General features: G+C 60.5%; 16 protein-coding genes. 14 read left to right on the top strand and 2 right to left on the bottom strand.

The window, feature by feature from the left end:
* Positions 1 to 20 precede the first annotated feature (20 nt).
* From mtgA to QQG91_RS13740, 5 genes are all read left to right on the top strand, one after another.
* A complete protein-coding gene (gene mtgA / locus QQG91_RS13760; RefSeq protein WP_285770787.1) occupies positions 21 to 746 on the top strand; it encodes a monofunctional biosynthetic peptidoglycan transglycosylase in 726 nt (241 codons plus the stop codon).
* 75 nt (positions 747 to 821) lie between these two features.
* Positions 822 to 1,487 carry an FtsZ-binding protein FzlA gene (gene fzlA / locus QQG91_RS13755; protein WP_285770786.1) on the top strand — a complete coding sequence of 222 codons (666 nt, stop codon included), beginning with the start codon at positions 822 to 824 and terminating at the stop codon, positions 1,485 to 1,487.
* Between the two features lie 4 nt (positions 1,488 to 1,491).
* Positions 1,492 to 2,517 carry a tRNA epoxyqueuosine(34) reductase QueG gene (queG, locus tag QQG91_RS13750; protein WP_285770785.1) on the top strand — a complete coding sequence of 342 codons (1,026 nt, stop codon included), beginning with the start codon at positions 1,492 to 1,494 and terminating at the stop codon, positions 2,515 to 2,517.
* A gap of 61 nt (positions 2,518 to 2,578) precedes the next feature.
* Positions 2,579 to 2,767, top strand: coding sequence for a hypothetical protein (locus QQG91_RS13745; RefSeq protein WP_285770784.1), 189 nt, complete (start codon positions 2,579 to 2,581; stop codon positions 2,765 to 2,767).
* A gap of 54 nt (positions 2,768 to 2,821) precedes the next feature.
* On the top strand, positions 2,822 to 3,742 hold the full coding sequence (locus tag QQG91_RS13740) for a DMT family transporter (RefSeq protein WP_285770783.1): 921 nt from the start codon (positions 2,822 to 2,824) through the stop codon (positions 3,740 to 3,742).
* A gap of 51 nt (positions 3,743 to 3,793) precedes the next feature.
* Here QQG91_RS13740 and QQG91_RS13735 read toward each other — a convergent pair whose 3' ends face one another.
* The gene (locus QQG91_RS13735) at positions 3,794 to 4,663 is read right to left on the bottom strand and encodes a branched-chain amino acid aminotransferase (RefSeq protein WP_285770782.1); all 870 of its coding nucleotides are present in this window, start codon (positions 4,661 to 4,663) and stop codon (positions 3,794 to 3,796) included.
* Between the two features lie 145 nt (positions 4,664 to 4,808).
* On the opposite strand from QQG91_RS13735, the gene QQG91_RS13730 reads away from it, so the two are divergent.
* Genes QQG91_RS13730 through QQG91_RS13700 form a run of 7 tightly spaced genes read left to right on the top strand, consistent with a single transcriptional unit; the run spans position 4,809 to position 10,654 of the window.
* Positions 4,809 to 5,306 carry a MarR family winged helix-turn-helix transcriptional regulator gene (locus QQG91_RS13730; RefSeq protein WP_285770781.1) on the top strand — a complete coding sequence of 166 codons (498 nt, stop codon included), beginning with the start codon at positions 4,809 to 4,811 and terminating at the stop codon, positions 5,304 to 5,306.
* A complete protein-coding gene (locus QQG91_RS13725) occupies positions 5,303 to 6,004 on the top strand; it encodes a response regulator (protein WP_285770780.1) in 702 nt (233 codons plus the stop codon). The genes QQG91_RS13730 and QQG91_RS13725 overlap by 4 nt, the downstream gene beginning before the upstream one ends.
* Before the next feature lie 4 nt (positions 6,005 to 6,008).
* Positions 6,009 to 6,935 (top strand): histone deacetylase family protein, encoded by a 927-nt coding sequence (locus QQG91_RS13720; RefSeq protein ID WP_285770779.1) that lies wholly within the window; start codon positions 6,009 to 6,011, stop codon positions 6,933 to 6,935.
* A complete protein-coding gene (locus tag QQG91_RS13715) occupies positions 6,932 to 7,174 on the top strand; it encodes an exodeoxyribonuclease VII small subunit (RefSeq protein WP_285770778.1) in 243 nt (80 codons plus the stop codon). The genes QQG91_RS13720 and QQG91_RS13715 overlap by 4 nt, the downstream gene beginning before the upstream one ends.
* Positions 7,134 to 8,033, top strand: coding sequence for a polyprenyl synthetase family protein (locus tag QQG91_RS13710; RefSeq protein ID WP_285770777.1), 900 nt, complete (start codon positions 7,134 to 7,136; stop codon positions 8,031 to 8,033). Before QQG91_RS13715 ends, QQG91_RS13710 begins: the two co-directional genes overlap by 41 nt.
* A 21-nt stretch (positions 8,034 to 8,054) precedes the next feature.
* Complete coding sequence (gene dxs / locus QQG91_RS13705) at positions 8,055 to 9,980, top strand: 1-deoxy-D-xylulose-5-phosphate synthase (protein WP_285770776.1); 1,926 nt, start codon at positions 8,055 to 8,057, stop codon at positions 9,978 to 9,980.
* Between the two features lie 17 nt (positions 9,981 to 9,997).
* Entirely contained in the window at positions 9,998 to 10,654 is a 657-nt protein-coding gene (locus QQG91_RS13700; RefSeq protein ID WP_285770775.1) for an androgen-induced gene 1 family protein, read from the top strand.
* Here QQG91_RS13700 and QQG91_RS13695 read toward each other — a convergent pair.
* Positions 10,620 to 11,480 carry an SDR family oxidoreductase gene (locus QQG91_RS13695; RefSeq protein WP_285770774.1) on the bottom strand — a complete coding sequence of 287 codons (861 nt, stop codon included), beginning with the start codon at positions 11,478 to 11,480 and terminating at the stop codon, positions 10,620 to 10,622. The two genes, QQG91_RS13700 and QQG91_RS13695, sit on opposite strands and share 35 nt — an antisense overlap.
* 132 nt (positions 11,481 to 11,612) lie before the next feature.
* Between QQG91_RS13695 and QQG91_RS13690 the strand changes: the two genes are divergently transcribed.
* Together QQG91_RS13690 and QQG91_RS13685 are read left to right on the top strand one after the other, a co-directional pair.
* Positions 11,613 to 13,094, top strand: a complete 1,482-nt coding sequence (locus QQG91_RS13690; protein ID WP_285770773.1) for an AMP nucleosidase — start codon at positions 11,613 to 11,615, stop codon at positions 13,092 to 13,094.
* A 133-nt stretch (positions 13,095 to 13,227) separates the two neighbouring features.
* A complete protein-coding gene (locus tag QQG91_RS13685; RefSeq protein WP_285770772.1) occupies positions 13,228 to 13,515 on the top strand; it encodes an HU family DNA-binding protein in 288 nt (95 codons plus the stop codon).
* Positions 13,516 to 13,521: the final 6 nt, after the last annotated feature.

The following is a 13,521-nucleotide window of genomic DNA, read 5'->3' as shown; positions in this document are numbered from 1 at the left end:
ATCCCCTGTAATCTCCTGCCATGGCAAAAAAGAGCAGCAGCAAAAGCAAAGCCATCACAGGTCGCATCGACGGATGGAAAACCAAGGTCAAGCGCTGGGTGCTCCGCGCCTGCCTCGGGTTTGTCGTGCTTGTGGCTCTGGGCATCATCGGCTTTTCGGTGATCAACCCGCCGACCACGCCCTATATGTTCTCCGAAGGTCGCCGCATCGGCAGCATCGACCATGAATGGGTCTCCTTCGACGACATCGCTCCGGTTATGGCCCGTTCCGTCGTCGCAGCCGAGGACGCGAACTTCTGCCTGCACTGGGGTCTCGACCTGACCGCCATCCGCGCCGCTCTTGCCGATGGGGCCAACCGTGGCGGCTCCACCATTTCCCAACAGGTCGTCAAGAACGTCTACCTCTGGCAAGAGCGCAGCTGGCTCCGCAAAACGCTCGAAGCCGTGCTGACCCCGTTGATGGAGGCCGTCTGGTCCAAGCGCCGCGTGCTCGAAGTCTATCTCAACGTGGCCGAGTTCGACACGGGCGTCTTCGGCGTCGAAGCCGCGGCCCAGCATTACTTCGGTGTCTCCGCCGCCGAGCTTGACCCGACCGAAGCCGCCCGCCTTGCCGCGATCCTCCCCGATCCCAAGGATCGCTCCGCCTCGAACCCCTCGAACTATGTCCGGCGCCAAGCCGCCCGTATTCTGGACGGAGCCGCCACGATCCAAGCGGATGGCCGCGCAAGCTGCTTCGAAGGTGACTGAAACGCGCAACAGCCATTGATCAAGCGCCCCCGTTGCGGCATTGAGGACCCGATCTCCGAAGCCAGAGTTTGATGTATGAACCGCCTGTATCATTTCCCGCTGTCGCCGTTTTCCCGCAAAGTCCGTCTTGTCCTTGCTGAAAAGCGGATCGAAGTAGAGCTTGTCGAAGAGCGGTATTGGGAGCAGGACGCAGATTTCATGCGCCGCAATCCCGCAGGCAAAGTGCCCGTGCTCAAGATGGGCAACAAATTCTACACCGAGAGTCAGGCGATTTGCGAATTCCTCGAAGAATTGCATCCGACTCCCGCCCTAATGCCCAAAGGGGCCGAAGCCCGATACGAAGTGCGCCGCATCGTTGGCTGGTTCGATGACAAATTCTATAACGAAGTCACTTGCAAGCTCTTGGGCGAACGTGTGTTTCGCAAGGTGAAGGGCACAGGCTATCCCGACAGCACCAACGTCAAAGCAGGGGCCAAGGCGATCAAGTATCACCTCGACTATATGGCGTGGCTCCTCGAGAAACGCCGCTGGCTTGCAGGCAATGATCTGACCATCGCGGACTTTGCCGCCGCCGCGCATCTGTCGTGCCTCGACTATATCTCCGACGTGGATTGGAACCGCTCCGAGATCGTCAAGGACTGGTATGCCAAGATCAAGAGCCGCCCCGCCTTCCGCTCGATCCTCGCCGATCAGCTTCCGGGTTTCCCCCAGCCCTCGCACTATTCCGACCTCGATTTCTGAGCCGATGCGCGACAAGCTCGAAGCCTTTGCCAAGGAAGCGGGTTTTGCCAAGCTGGGGATCTGTCGCCCCGATGCTCTGCCTGAATTGGCCGAGCGTCTTCAAACCTTTGTGGACGAGGGTCGTCACGGCGATATGGCGTGGATGGCCGACCGTATGCATTGGCGCGGCAACCCCGCCGCTCTCTGGCCCGAGGCGCGCTCCGTCATCATGCTCGCCGAACCCTACACGCCCGAACATGACCCCCTTGCAGTTCTCGGCAAACCCGACCGCGCGGCCATCTCGGTCTATGCCCAGAACCGCGATTACCACGACTTGGTGAAAAAGCGGCTCAAGGCCGTGGGCCGCTGGCTCATCGACCAAGCCCCCGGCACCGAGATCAAGGTCTTTGTCGACACCGCTCCCGTCATGGAAAAGCCCCTCGCACAGGCCGCAGGTCTCGGTTGGCAGGGCAAGCACACGAACCTTCTTGGACGCGATCTGGGAAGCTGGTTTTTCCTCGGCGCGATTTTCACCACGCTGGAATTGCCCGTGGATGCGCCCGAAGAGAGCCACTGCGGTTCGTGCCGTGCCTGTCTTGATGCCTGCCCGACCGATGCCTTTCCCGCGCCTTACCAGATCGACGCACGGCGCTGCATTTCCTACCTCACGATCGAATTCGGCGGCGCGGTCCCCCATGACCTGCGCGAGAAGATGGGCAACCGCATTTATGGCTGCGATGATTGCCTCGGGGTCTGCCCTTGGAACAAATTCGCCGCCGAAGCGCGCGAGATGAAATACGTCGCCCGCCCCGAGCTGATCGAACCGAAACTCTCCGAGCTTGCCACCCTCGACGACCCTGCCTTCCGCGCCTTGTTCAGCGGCTCTCCGATCAAGCGGATCGGCCGAAACCGCTTTGTGCGCAACGTGCTTTACGCCATCGGCAATTCGTCGGATCCTGCGCTGCGCCCCGTGGCCGAGACGCTCGTCACCGACCCCGATCCTGTGGTTGCCGAAGCCGCGCGTTGGGCTGTTTCCCGCCTAGGGACCTAAAACACTCGAAAAATCCACCCAAAGCTGCTAGTCTGGACCTCCATCAAGAGGAGGACTGCACATGCACCGTCATATCGTTGACCGTCCGACCGAGGCCAAAGACAGCACCCGCCTTGGCCAGTTTCTCAAGATCGAGGCGATGGACAAACCCCATCCCGCCCCGCGCGAACTCCATCGACAGCCCCAGTTGCGAAGCGAAACTTCGCGCCTTGCGGCCTTTACCAAGATCGAACGCGGCTATCGCGCTTGACCTTTGCCTTGGCCTCTGGTGCTCTGACCCTATAGCCAGAGCTCCGAGGTCACAATGCAACCGCTCCGAGGCGTCCTTTACAAACTCCTAGCGGTGTCTTTCGGCGTCATCATGTCGTCGATGATCAAGCACGTCTCGGATACCATACCCCCCGGCGAGGCGGTCTTTTTCCGCTCGTTCTTCGCCATTCCCGTGATTGTCGTCTGGCTTTTGTATCGGGGCGAGCTGGGCACAGGGCTCAAGACCAAAAATCCCCTCGGCCATTTCTGGCGCGGTCTGATCGGCACCTCTGGCATGGCTTTCGGCTTTGCAAGCCTTGGTCTCCTGCCGCTCCCCGAAGTGACCGCGATAAGCTATCTCGCTCCGATCCTCGTGGTGATCTTTGCGGCCATGTTCCTCAATGAAAACGTCGGCCCCTATCGTCTCGGGGCGGTTGCGCTCGGTCTTGTCGGGGTGGGTATCATCCTTGCGCCGCGCCTCTCGTTCGAGACCGCGACCCAAGACCCCCTTGCCATGCTCGGGGTCATGACCGCTTTGGCAAGCGCGGTTTCGGCCTCGCTGGCACAGGTCTTCGTGCGCAAACTCACCCGCACCGAGGACACGGCAACCATCGTCTTCTGGTTCTCCGTCACCGCGACCGTCCTGTCGCTCTTTACGATCTATTGGGGCTGGGTCATCCCGACACCCACAGAGGCGGCCTTTCTCGTCGGCGCGGGTGTGCTTGGCGGCTTTCTCCAGATTTTCCTGACGTCGAGCTATCGCTATGCCGACGTTTCTTTGGTCGCACCGTTTGAATACACCTCCATGCTCTTCGCCATCGCAATCGGGTATTTCATCTTCGACGAGCTGCCGACCAAGGCCACCCTGACGGGGGCGGGCATCATCATCGTCGCGGGGATCATCATTATCCTGCGGGAACGCAAGCTCGGGATCGAACGCGCCAAACAGCGCAAAGCCATGACCCAACAAGGATAAACGCCGGCCCATTTCTGGACCGGCGCTTGATGTCGTCTCGGATCGGATCGCTTAGGCGCGAACGAGCTTCTCGTAGCTCTCCGAGATGTCGCGGCAGATCGCGCCGACTTCAAAGGTGTAGTCACCGATCTGGCCGACGGGCGTAACCTCGGCTGCGGTGCCGGTAAGCCAGCACTGCTCGAAGCCTTCAAGCTCCTCGGGCATGATGTGACGCTCGTGAACGGTGAGGCCTTTTTCCTTGAGCATCCCGATCACGGTCTGACGGGTGATCCCGTTGAGGAAGCAGTCGGGCTTGGGCGTGTGGATCTCGCCATCCTTGACGAAGAAGATGTTCGCGCCGGTCGCTTCGGCAACATAGCCGCGATAGTCGAACATCATCGCATCCGAACAGCCTTTGGCTTCGGCGGCGTGCTTGGACATGGTGCAGATCATGTAAAGACCCGCTGCCTTGGCTTCGCAAGGAATGGTCGCGGGATCGGGACGACGCCATTTCGCGATGTCGAGCTTTGCGCCCTTCATCTTTGCATCGCCATAGTAGTTGCCCCACTCCCAAGCCGCGACAGCGAAACGGACGGGGTTACGCTTGGAGGCGACACCCATGTCTTCGCCCGCACCGCGCCATGCGATGGCACGCACATAGGCATCGGTCCAGCCGTTGGCCTTGAGCACTTCGTATTTGGCGGCTTCGATCTCTTCGATGGTATAGGGGATCTCGAAATCCAGAAGGTTCGCCGAACGCTTGAGGCGGTGCGAATGCTCTACGCCTTTGAAAATCTTGCCGTTATAGCAACGCTCGCCTTCGAACACCGAAGAGGCGTAGTGAAGCGCGTGGGTCAAGAGGTGCACCTTGGCATCGCGCCATTCGACCAACTTGCCGTCCATCCAGATTTTGCCGTCGCGATCGTCGTAGGCACCAGCCATTTTTAGACCCTTCCTTTTCGTTTTGTTTCGCAATCAGGTCCGCTTCGGACATAATGTTGCGTTGAATTGCGGATTCGCTACCAGTTGATGCTTGGAATGTCAACAAGGCTGACGTATCTTGGGTTCACTCTTGGAGGGTCAGAGCATGAATGATGTCGCAGGTGGTCAGTCACTTCTTTACCTAACGGACGAACAGCTCCGCAAAGGGATCGAGGCCATGTTCTTTGCCTATCGCGGGTTCACCGCCGATCCTGACCGCATCCTCGAGGACAAGTCCTATGGCCGCGCCCATCACCGCGCCGTGCACTTCATCCATAGGAGTCCCGGAACCACGGTCAACAACCTCCTGTCTATCTTGGGTGTTACAAAGCAATCCCTCAATCGTGTGTTGCGCACCCTGATCGAAGACGGTTTGGTCGAGAGCAGGGTCGGGAAGGAAGACAAACGGGAGCGACATCTCTATCTTACCGAAACGGGGGCCGCACTCGAGCGGGAACTCTCTGACGCCCAGCGCGAGAGGATGCGGGCCGCCTATCGTGCGGCTGGTCCTCAGGCTGTTGCGGGTTTCAGGCAGGTGCTCGAGGCGATGATGGATGTGGAAATGAGGCGCCATTACGAAGCGCTCAAGGACAAGACGACATGAGTTCAGATCTCGCACACCTATTGATCGTGGATGACGACGAGCGGATCAGATCGCTCCTCCAGAAGTTTCTCGTCAAGCACGGGTTTCTGGTCAGCGTCGCCCGTGATGCCGCCCATGCGCGGCGCATCCTTGCAGGGCTGGAGTTCGACCTTATCGTTCTTGATGTCATGATGCCGGGCGAGGACGGGATCAGCCTCTGTGCCGCGCTCCGCCAAAAGATCACGACGCCGATCATGCTCCTCACCGCCAAGGGCGAGACCAGCGATCGTATCTCGGGGCTCGAGGCGGGGGCGGATGATTACCTTGCCAAGCCGTTCGAGCCCAAGGAACTCCTTCTCAGGATCAACGCCATTCTCCGCCGCGTCCCGCAGGTCGAGGTCGCACCCGTCAAGCCCAAGGTCATCAACCTCGGCCCGCTTCGCTATGACACCGAGCGCAACGAGCTGTGGCACGACAAGGACCTCGTGCGCCTGACCGCCACCGAGAACCAGTTGATGAAGATCTTTTCAGCCGCCACGGGCGAGACCTTTTCCCGCGGGCGTCTTGTGGACGAGCTGGCGCGCTCCGGCGGCCAGACCCAAGAGCGCGCGGTGGATGTCCAGATCACCCGCCTTCGCCGCAAGATCGAGAGCGACCCCAAACAGCCCCGCTATCTCCAGACGGTGAGAGGCGAAGGCTATATGCTTGTGCCGGATTAATCCCATGACAACTGCTTTGATCACCCATCCCGATTGCCTTGGGCATGTGAACCCCAACGGCCACCCCGAACAGGTTGCGCGGCTCGATTTCGTGCTCAACGCCTTGGACGGTATTCCGCTGACCAAGATGCTTGCGCCTTTGGCGGCGGAAAGCGACCTTTTGCTGGTGCACCCCAATTCCTATGTGGACCGCATCAAGGCCAAGGCCCCCGATCAGGGGATCGTGCAGCTTGACGAGGACACATGGATGTCCAAGGGTTCGCTTGCCGCGGCCTATCGCGCCGCAGGGGCCGCCGTGCGGGCGGTCGATGTGGTCCTTGGAGGCGAGGCGCAGAACGCCTTTGCCGCGATCCGTCCACCGGGCCACCATGCGGAAAAGACCACTCAGATGGGGTTCTGTCTCTTCGGGAATGTGGCCATCGCTGCCAAATATGCGCTCGAACATCACGGATTGAAACGGGTCGCCATCGTCGACTTCGACGTCCACCACGGCAACGGCACCCAAGACCTTCTCCAAGAGGACGAGCGGGTGCTCTTTATATCGTCGCACCAGCGGCCCCTCTGGCCCGGTTCGGGTGATCCCGAGGATACGGGCGAGTTCGAAAATGTGCTCAACATCGGTTTTCCGCCCGGATCGGACGGGAACCTCTTTCGCAAGGTCTATGAGCGGGACGTCTTTCCGCGCATCGATGCGTTCAAGCCCGATTTGATTCTCGTCTCGGCGGGGTTTGATGCGCATCGCGCCGACCCCTTGGCCCAGCTCGAGTTCGAGACCGACGATTTTGCATGGGTCACGGGGCGAATTTGTGATCTTGCGGATAAACATTGCCAAGGCCGCGTGGTATCCGCACTCGAAGGCGGTTATGATCTCGAGGCTCTGGCCGAGAGCGCTGCCGCACACGTAAGAATACTGGAGGAACGTGGCCGATGACCGATACCCCCGTGAACGAGATGAGCTTTGAAGCTGCGATCAAGGAGCTTGAAGCCGTTGTGAACAAGCTTGAGCACGGCGACGTTGCGCTTGAGGATTCGATTGCCCTCTACGAGCGCGGCGCGGCTCTCAAGGCGCGGTGCGAAGCCAAGCTCAAAGAGGCCGAGGAAAAGGTCGCCAAGATCACCTTTGGCGCCGATGGCGCGCCGAGCGGCACTGCTCCTCTCGACGCTGGCTAAGATGTCGTTCCAAGAGGCGCTGACCCGCGCCAGAGAAATTTCCGAGCACCGTATCGCGCGGGCGCTGGAGGGTGTCGATCTGCCTGTGGCGGAGGCGATGCGCTATGCGGTGACGGGCGGCAAGGGGCTTCGCGGGTTTCTTGTGATCGAGGGCGCGCGGCTTCATGGGGTTGCGGATGCGACCGAAGCAGCGGCCGCGATCGAGGCCGTTCATGCCTATAGCCTTGTTCATGACGACATGCCGTGCATGGACGACGACGACCTGCGCCGTGGTCAGCCGACCGTGCATCGCAAATGGGACGAGGCTACGGCGGTGCTTGCGGGGGATGCGCTCCAGTCTTTGGCGTTCGAGCTTTTGGCCGAGGCCAAATGTTCCGCCGAGGCGCGGATCGGGCTGATCCGCAGCTTTGCCGTTGCGGCAGGGGTGCGCGGGATGGTCGGGGGTCAGGCGATGGACATCGCCGCCGAGACCGCCAAGACGCCTTTGACGCTTGAGGAGATCACGCGGCTTCAGGCGGGCAAGACGGGCGCGCTTATCACTTGGTCGGCCATTGCGGGGCCGATGATGGCGGGGGCGGATGTCACGCCGCTCAGGACCTATGGCGATGCGCTGGGCCTTGCGTTCCAGATTGCCGACGACATCCTTGATGTCGAAGGGGATCAGGACACCGTGGGCAAAGCACTCCGCAAGGATGATGCGGCGGGCAAGGCGACCTTTGTTTCGCTGCTCGGACTCGAGGGGGCGAAACGCCGCGCAAATGAACTCGTGACGGATGCCTGCGACGCTCTATCTCCCTATGGTGAGGCCGCAACGGTGTTGCGGGACGCTGCGCGGTTCGTTATCGACCGCAAGAAGTAATTTTCCAACGGGCGCTTTGCCATGACCAGACCAGTGACGCCATTGCTCGACACGATCCAGAGCCCCGCCGACCTCAAGGGGCTTAGCGATGCACAGCTGCGCAAGCTGGCCGACGAGCTTCGGGCCGAGACGATTTCCGCCGTTTCGGAAACGGGCGGGCATCTCGGGGCGGGGCTTGGCGTAGTGGAAATGACCGTGGCTCTGCATGCGGTCTTTGACGCGCCCAAGGACAAGATCATCTGGGACGTGTCGCACCAGTCCTATCCGCACAAGATCCTTACAGGGCGGCGCGACCGTATCCGCACGCTGCGGACCAAGGACGGGTTGTCGGGGTTTACCAAGCGCTCGGAGAGTGCCTATGACCCGTTCGGTGCGGGGCATTCTTCGACGTCGATCTCGGCGGCTTTGGGCTTTGCCGTGGCGCGGGATCTTGGCGGCACCACCGAGAGCGGGCTTGGCGATGCGATTGCCATCATCGGCGACGGGTCGATGAGCGCGGGCATGGCGTTCGAGGCGATGAACAACGCGGGCCATCTTGGCAAGCGGATGATCGTCATCCTCAACGACAACGAAATGTCGATTGCCGAACCGACGGGCGCTCTGTCCTCTTACCTCAGCCGTCTTTATGCGGGCGAGCCTTTGCAGGACCTCAAGGAGGCCGCGAAGGGTGCGATCGGGCTTCTTCCGCCGCCGTTCCGTGAGGGGGCCAAGCGGGCCAAGGATATGCTCAAGCATATGACCGTTGGCGGCACCATGTTCGAGGAGCTGGGCTTTCGCTATATCGGGCCTGTGGACGGGCACGACATGGAGCAGCTTTTGACCGTGCTGCGCAGCGTCAAGGCGCGGGCGGACGGTCCTGTGCTCATCCATGCGATCACCAAAAAGGGCAAGGGCTATGCCCCCGCCGAAACCGCGCGGGACAAGGGCCATGCCACGGCCAAGTTCGACGTGCCGACCGGCAAGCAGGTCAAAGCCAAGTCCAATGCGCCGTCCTATACCAATGTGTTCGCCGAAGTTCTCCTCAAGGAAGCGGCGCGCGATCCCAAGATTTGCGCCGTGACGGCTGCGATGCCCGACGGCACGGGATTGGCGCGGTTCATGGAGCGCTATACCTCGCGCTGCTTCGATGTGGGGATTGCCGAGCAACATGCCGTGACCTTCTCTGCGGGGCTTGCTGCGGGGGGCTTGCGTCCGTTCTGTGCGATCTATTCGACCTTCCTTCAGCGCGGCTATGACCAAGTGGTGCACGACGTGGCGATCCAGCGGCTTCCTGTTCGCTTTGCCATCGACCGCGCGGGGCTTGTCGGCGCGGATGGGGCGACCCACGCAGGGAGCTTTGACATCGGGTTTATGGCCAACCTTCCCGGCATGGTCGTGATGGCGGCGGCGGATGAGGCCGAGCTTGCGCGGATGGTCGTCACGGCGGCGCGTCATGACGAGGGTCCGATTGCCTTTCGTTTCCCACGGGGCGAAGGCGTCGGCGTCGATATTCCCGCCGATGCGGAACCGCTTGAAATCGGCAAGGGGCGTATCGTGCGCGAGGGCAAGGGCGTTGCCATTCTGTCCTTCGGCACCCGTCTGCAAGAGGTCGAGATCGCCTGTGAGGCGCTGGGCGCCAAGGGGATCACGCCGACGGTCGCAGATGCCCGTTTTGCCAAGCCGCTCGACCGCGATATGATCCTGCGCCTTGCTGCCGAGCATGACGCCTTGATCACCATCGAAGAAGGTGCGGTCGGCGGTTTCGGCAGCCATGTCGCGCAGCTTCTCTCGGACGAAGGGGTGTTCGATCAGGGGCTCAAGTTCCGTTCGATGGTGCTTCCCGATACGTTCATCGACCACGCCAGCCCTGCGGATATGTATGCCGAGGCGAAACTTGACGCAGCGTCCATCGAGGCCAAAGTTCTCGACGTGCTCGGAATTGCGCGTGTAGGTTCTCTCAGCGCATAGGCGTTTCGGAGAGCACAATGACATCGCAGCTATCTGTAAAAGCGTTCCGCTTTCTCGTCGCTGGTCTGGCGGTCTATTGGTTTTCGTGGCTCTTTTGGGGCGGCAGTTGGGAGCCGTTCGGCGGACCATTCCGATACCTGACCAATTGGGCGCTGACGCTCTCCACGGTCTCTAGCCTATTGTTGCTCGGGCGGAGCTTTGGCTTGATAAAGGGGCGCAATGACGGGCTTATCGGATTGACCGCCGTTTTGAACGGGATGGTCGTGATGCTTTATTGGCGGCTTTACCTTGCGGACCCGTTCCTTGTCTCGCCGACCGAGGATACGTCGATCACGGCTCAGGGCTGGTATCTCCATCTTGTGGGGCCTGCGCTCCAGTGGATCGATGCGCTCTTTATCCATCGTAGTTTCCGCAAGCCTCTCGAGTCCGCGACGCTCTCGGTCATCACGCTTCTGGGCTATATCGGCTGGATCGAATGGGGTGTCTCGCCGCGCGTAAACTTCCCCGCGGGGAAGGTAAGTACTGGATTTCCTTATCCTTTTCTTAATGATCTTACACTTGACGGACGGTTAACCTTTTACGCCACGAATCTGATCATGGCGCTTATCCTTCTTGGTATTTTCTTTGGGCTGGCTTGGGTTATTCGGAGTCTTCTTGAGAGAGAAGCGCCCTAAGTCCGCTGCGGTAATCAGGGTAAATCAGGTTAACGCCCAGTTCGGTCTTGATGCGGTCGTTCCGCACCTTTTTGCTTTCGGCATAAAAGCTGCGGGCCATGGGTGTCATCTCTGCGGTTTCGAAGTCCTCGGCTGGCGGTAGAGGAAGCCCGAGAAGTTCGGCGGCGTAGCCGATCACATCCTGCGGCGGCGCGGGATCATCGTCGCAGACGTTATAGGCCGCCCCCGGATTGGGGCGATTGATCGAGGCGTGCAGCACTTGGGCGATGTCCTCGACATGGGTGCGGGAAAAGACCTGACCCTCTTTGATGATGCGGCGGGCGGTGCCTGCGCGGACCTTGGCAAAGGGGCCACGGCCGGGGCCATAGATCCCAGCGAGACGGAAGATGTGAAGCGGCAGGCCCTCGATTGCGGCCCAAGCCGATTCCGCCTCGACCCGAAGCTGGCCGCGTTTGGTGGCGGGGGTCAGGGGGCTTTGCTCGTCCACCCAATCGCCGCCGTTGTCGCCATAGACGCCCGTGGTCGACAGATAGCCGACCCATTCGAATTGGTGCGCCCGTTTGGCAATTTCGCCCTGCAACGCGGCCAGCACGGGATCGCCGTTCTGATCGGGTGCGGCCGAGATCAAGAGGTGCGTCGCGGTGTCGAGCGCAGGGATCATATCGGCGCCGGGCCAGATGCGCGGCTCGATCCCTTGGGACAGGAAGCGCGCGGCTTTGTCCTCGTTCCGCGTAGTGCCGATGATGCGCCAATCGAGCGGAAGAAGGCGCTGGGCCAGCGCTTGGGCCGAGAAGCCGTGACCGAAAGAGAGAAGTGTTTTTGTCATGCCGTTATATGTGGGCGAAAATCGGTAAGAGGCAACAGGGCGCTGCGTCTGTCTTGCGGAGTTCATCTTTGTGGTGTCAGACTTGAACCAAGCCGTGCGGAAAATCCCTCGGCACTGAATTGAGGACGACCGATGACCGACTTTGACGCCGCTGCGATTGCCACCCCCGACACTTTCGAGCACGAGGCTTTTGACTCTGCGGAGGCGGCGGTCGAGCGGCTCATAGCACTTTATGATCAGGCAACGGCGTTTCTGGTCGAAAAGTTTTCCGAAACCGTGGCGTCGGGCAAGCTCGTGTCGCGCTATCGGGCGTTCTATCCCGAGATCCGTTTGGTCACGACAAGCTTTGCACAGACGGACAGCCGTTTGTCGTTCGGTCACGTGCCGATGCCCGGAACCTATGCCACGACGGTGACGCAGCCTAGGCTTTTTGCCAATTACCTGCGCCAGCAGATCGGGCTTTTGATCCGGAACCACAAGACGACGGTGTCCATCGGGCCTTCGGCCACGCCGATGCCCGTGCATTTCGCGGTGGCGAGCGATGCGAGTGTGACGGTCCCGCAGGAGGGCGCTCTCGAGTTTTCGCTCCGCGATGCTTTTGACGTGCCGGACCTCAGCACAACGCATGATGATATCGTGAACGGGCTTGGGTTCACCTATCCCGACGGGGCGCTTCCGCTTGCGCCCTTTACCGCGCAACGGGTCGATTATTCGCTGGCGCGTTTGGCGCATTACACGGCGACCAAGCCCGACCATTTCCAGAATTTCGTGCTGTTCACCAACTATCAGTTCTATGTCGAAGAGTTCGAGGCCTATGCCCGCAAGATGCTGGCCGACAAGGACAGCGGCTATACGGGGTTCGTCGGTCCCGGCAATACCGAGATCACGACGCCCGATGCGCCGATGAACACGCCCGCGAAGCTGCCGCAGATGCCGACCTATCACCTCAAGCGGGCAGATGGGTCGGGGATCACGCTGGTGAATATCGGGGTGGGGCCGTCGAACGCCAAGACCGCCACAGACCATATCGCCGTGCTGCGTCCGCATGCGTGGCTCATGGTCGGGCATTGCGCGGGTCTTCGCAATTCGCAGCGGCTCGGGGACTTTGTTCTGGCGCATGCTTACCTGCGCGAGGACCACGTTCTGGACGACGATTTGCCCGTCTGGGTGCCGATCCCTGCGCTGGCGGAAATCCAGATCGCGCTTCAGGACTCGGTGGCGCAAGTGACGAAACTCGAGGGGTATGATCTCAAGCGGATCATGCGCACGGGGACCGTGGCGACGATCGACAATCGCAACTGGGAGTTGCGCGATCATTCGGGCCCTGTGCAGCGTTTGAGCCAGTCGCGCGCGGTCGCATTGGACATGGAAAGCGCCACCATCGCGGCGAACGGGTTCCGTTTCCGCGTGCCCTATGGGACGCTTTTGTGCGTGTCGGACAAGCCGCTTCACGGGGAACTCAAGCTTCCCGGAATGGCGTCTGATTTCTATAAAACACAGGTCGCAAATCACCTGATGGTCGGTGTGCGGGCGATGGAATTGCTGCGGGAAATGCCGCTTGAGCGTATCCATAGCCGTAAATTGCGCAGTTTTGAGGAAACAGCCTTCCTCTGAAATGTCTGTTTTCCAATAAAATAGGCTTTTTATACTTGCAAAGGCACACAATTCGTTGTGGTGATGCACAACATACCGTTAGAATGCGGGGCATGAGGCCCTACAAATCGGGCAAATAAGGGAGACCATAAAGATGGCAAAGCCGATGACCAAAGCCCAGCTCGTAGCTGCAATCGCTGACGACGCAGGCACCGACAAGAAGACCGCAGCTGCTAGCCTTGAGGCGCTTCTTGCTATCATCACCAAAGAAGTTTCCGCCGGCGGCGCAGTGACCCTGCCCGGCGTTGGCAAAATCTACTGCCGCGAGCGTCCAGAGCGTATGGTGCGCAACCCCGCCACCGGCGAGCAGATCAAAAAAGAGTCCGACAAGGTCGTCAAGATGACCATCGCCAAAGCGCTCAAGGACAGCGTGAACGGCTAAGGCTCG

It is taken from the genome of Marivivens sp. LCG002, from assembly GCF_030264275.1.
Taxonomy (GTDB): Bacteria; Pseudomonadota; Alphaproteobacteria; order Rhodobacterales; family Rhodobacteraceae; genus Marivivens.
Note: the sequence above shows the minus strand (reverse complement) of the source record. Positions and strands in the feature narration are given on the sequence as shown.

Excerpts from the sequence above, each read along its gene's own strand:
- mtgA (WP_285770787.1), top strand. The coding sequence starts at position 21 with ATGGCAAAAAAGAGCAGCAGCAAAAGCAAAGCCATCACAGGTCGCATC.
- fzlA (WP_285770786.1), top strand. The coding sequence starts at position 822 with ATGAACCGCCTGTATCATTTCCCGCTGTCGCCGTTTTCCCGCAAAGTC.
- queG (WP_285770785.1), top strand. The coding sequence starts at position 1,492 with ATGCGCGACAAGCTCGAAGCCTTTGCCAAGGAAGCGGGTTTTGCCAAG.
- QQG91_RS13745 (WP_285770784.1), top strand. The coding sequence starts at position 2,579 with ATGCACCGTCATATCGTTGACCGTCCGACCGAGGCCAAAGACAGCACC.
- QQG91_RS13740 (WP_285770783.1), top strand. The coding sequence starts at position 2,822 with ATGCAACCGCTCCGAGGCGTCCTTTACAAACTCCTAGCGGTGTCTTTC.
- QQG91_RS13735 (WP_285770782.1), bottom strand. The coding sequence starts at position 4,663 with ATGGCTGGTGCCTACGACGATCGCGACGGCAAAATCTGGATGGACGGC.
- QQG91_RS13730 (WP_285770781.1), top strand. The coding sequence starts at position 4,809 with ATGAATGATGTCGCAGGTGGTCAGTCACTTCTTTACCTAACGGACGAA.
- QQG91_RS13725 (WP_285770780.1), top strand. The coding sequence starts at position 5,303 with ATGAGTTCAGATCTCGCACACCTATTGATCGTGGATGACGACGAGCGG.
- QQG91_RS13720 (WP_285770779.1), top strand. The coding sequence starts at position 6,009 with ATGACAACTGCTTTGATCACCCATCCCGATTGCCTTGGGCATGTGAAC.
- QQG91_RS13715 (WP_285770778.1), top strand. The coding sequence starts at position 6,932 with ATGACCGATACCCCCGTGAACGAGATGAGCTTTGAAGCTGCGATCAAG.
- QQG91_RS13710 (WP_285770777.1), top strand. The coding sequence starts at position 7,134 with ATGGCGCGCCGAGCGGCACTGCTCCTCTCGACGCTGGCTAAGATGTCG.
- dxs (WP_285770776.1), top strand. The coding sequence starts at position 8,055 with ATGACCAGACCAGTGACGCCATTGCTCGACACGATCCAGAGCCCCGCC.
- QQG91_RS13700 (WP_285770775.1), top strand. The coding sequence starts at position 9,998 with ATGACATCGCAGCTATCTGTAAAAGCGTTCCGCTTTCTCGTCGCTGGT.
- QQG91_RS13695 (WP_285770774.1), bottom strand. The coding sequence starts at position 11,480 with ATGACAAAAACACTTCTCTCTTTCGGTCACGGCTTCTCGGCCCAAGCG.
- QQG91_RS13690 (WP_285770773.1), top strand. The coding sequence starts at position 11,613 with ATGACCGACTTTGACGCCGCTGCGATTGCCACCCCCGACACTTTCGAG.
- QQG91_RS13685 (WP_285770772.1), top strand. The coding sequence starts at position 13,228 with ATGGCAAAGCCGATGACCAAAGCCCAGCTCGTAGCTGCAATCGCTGAC.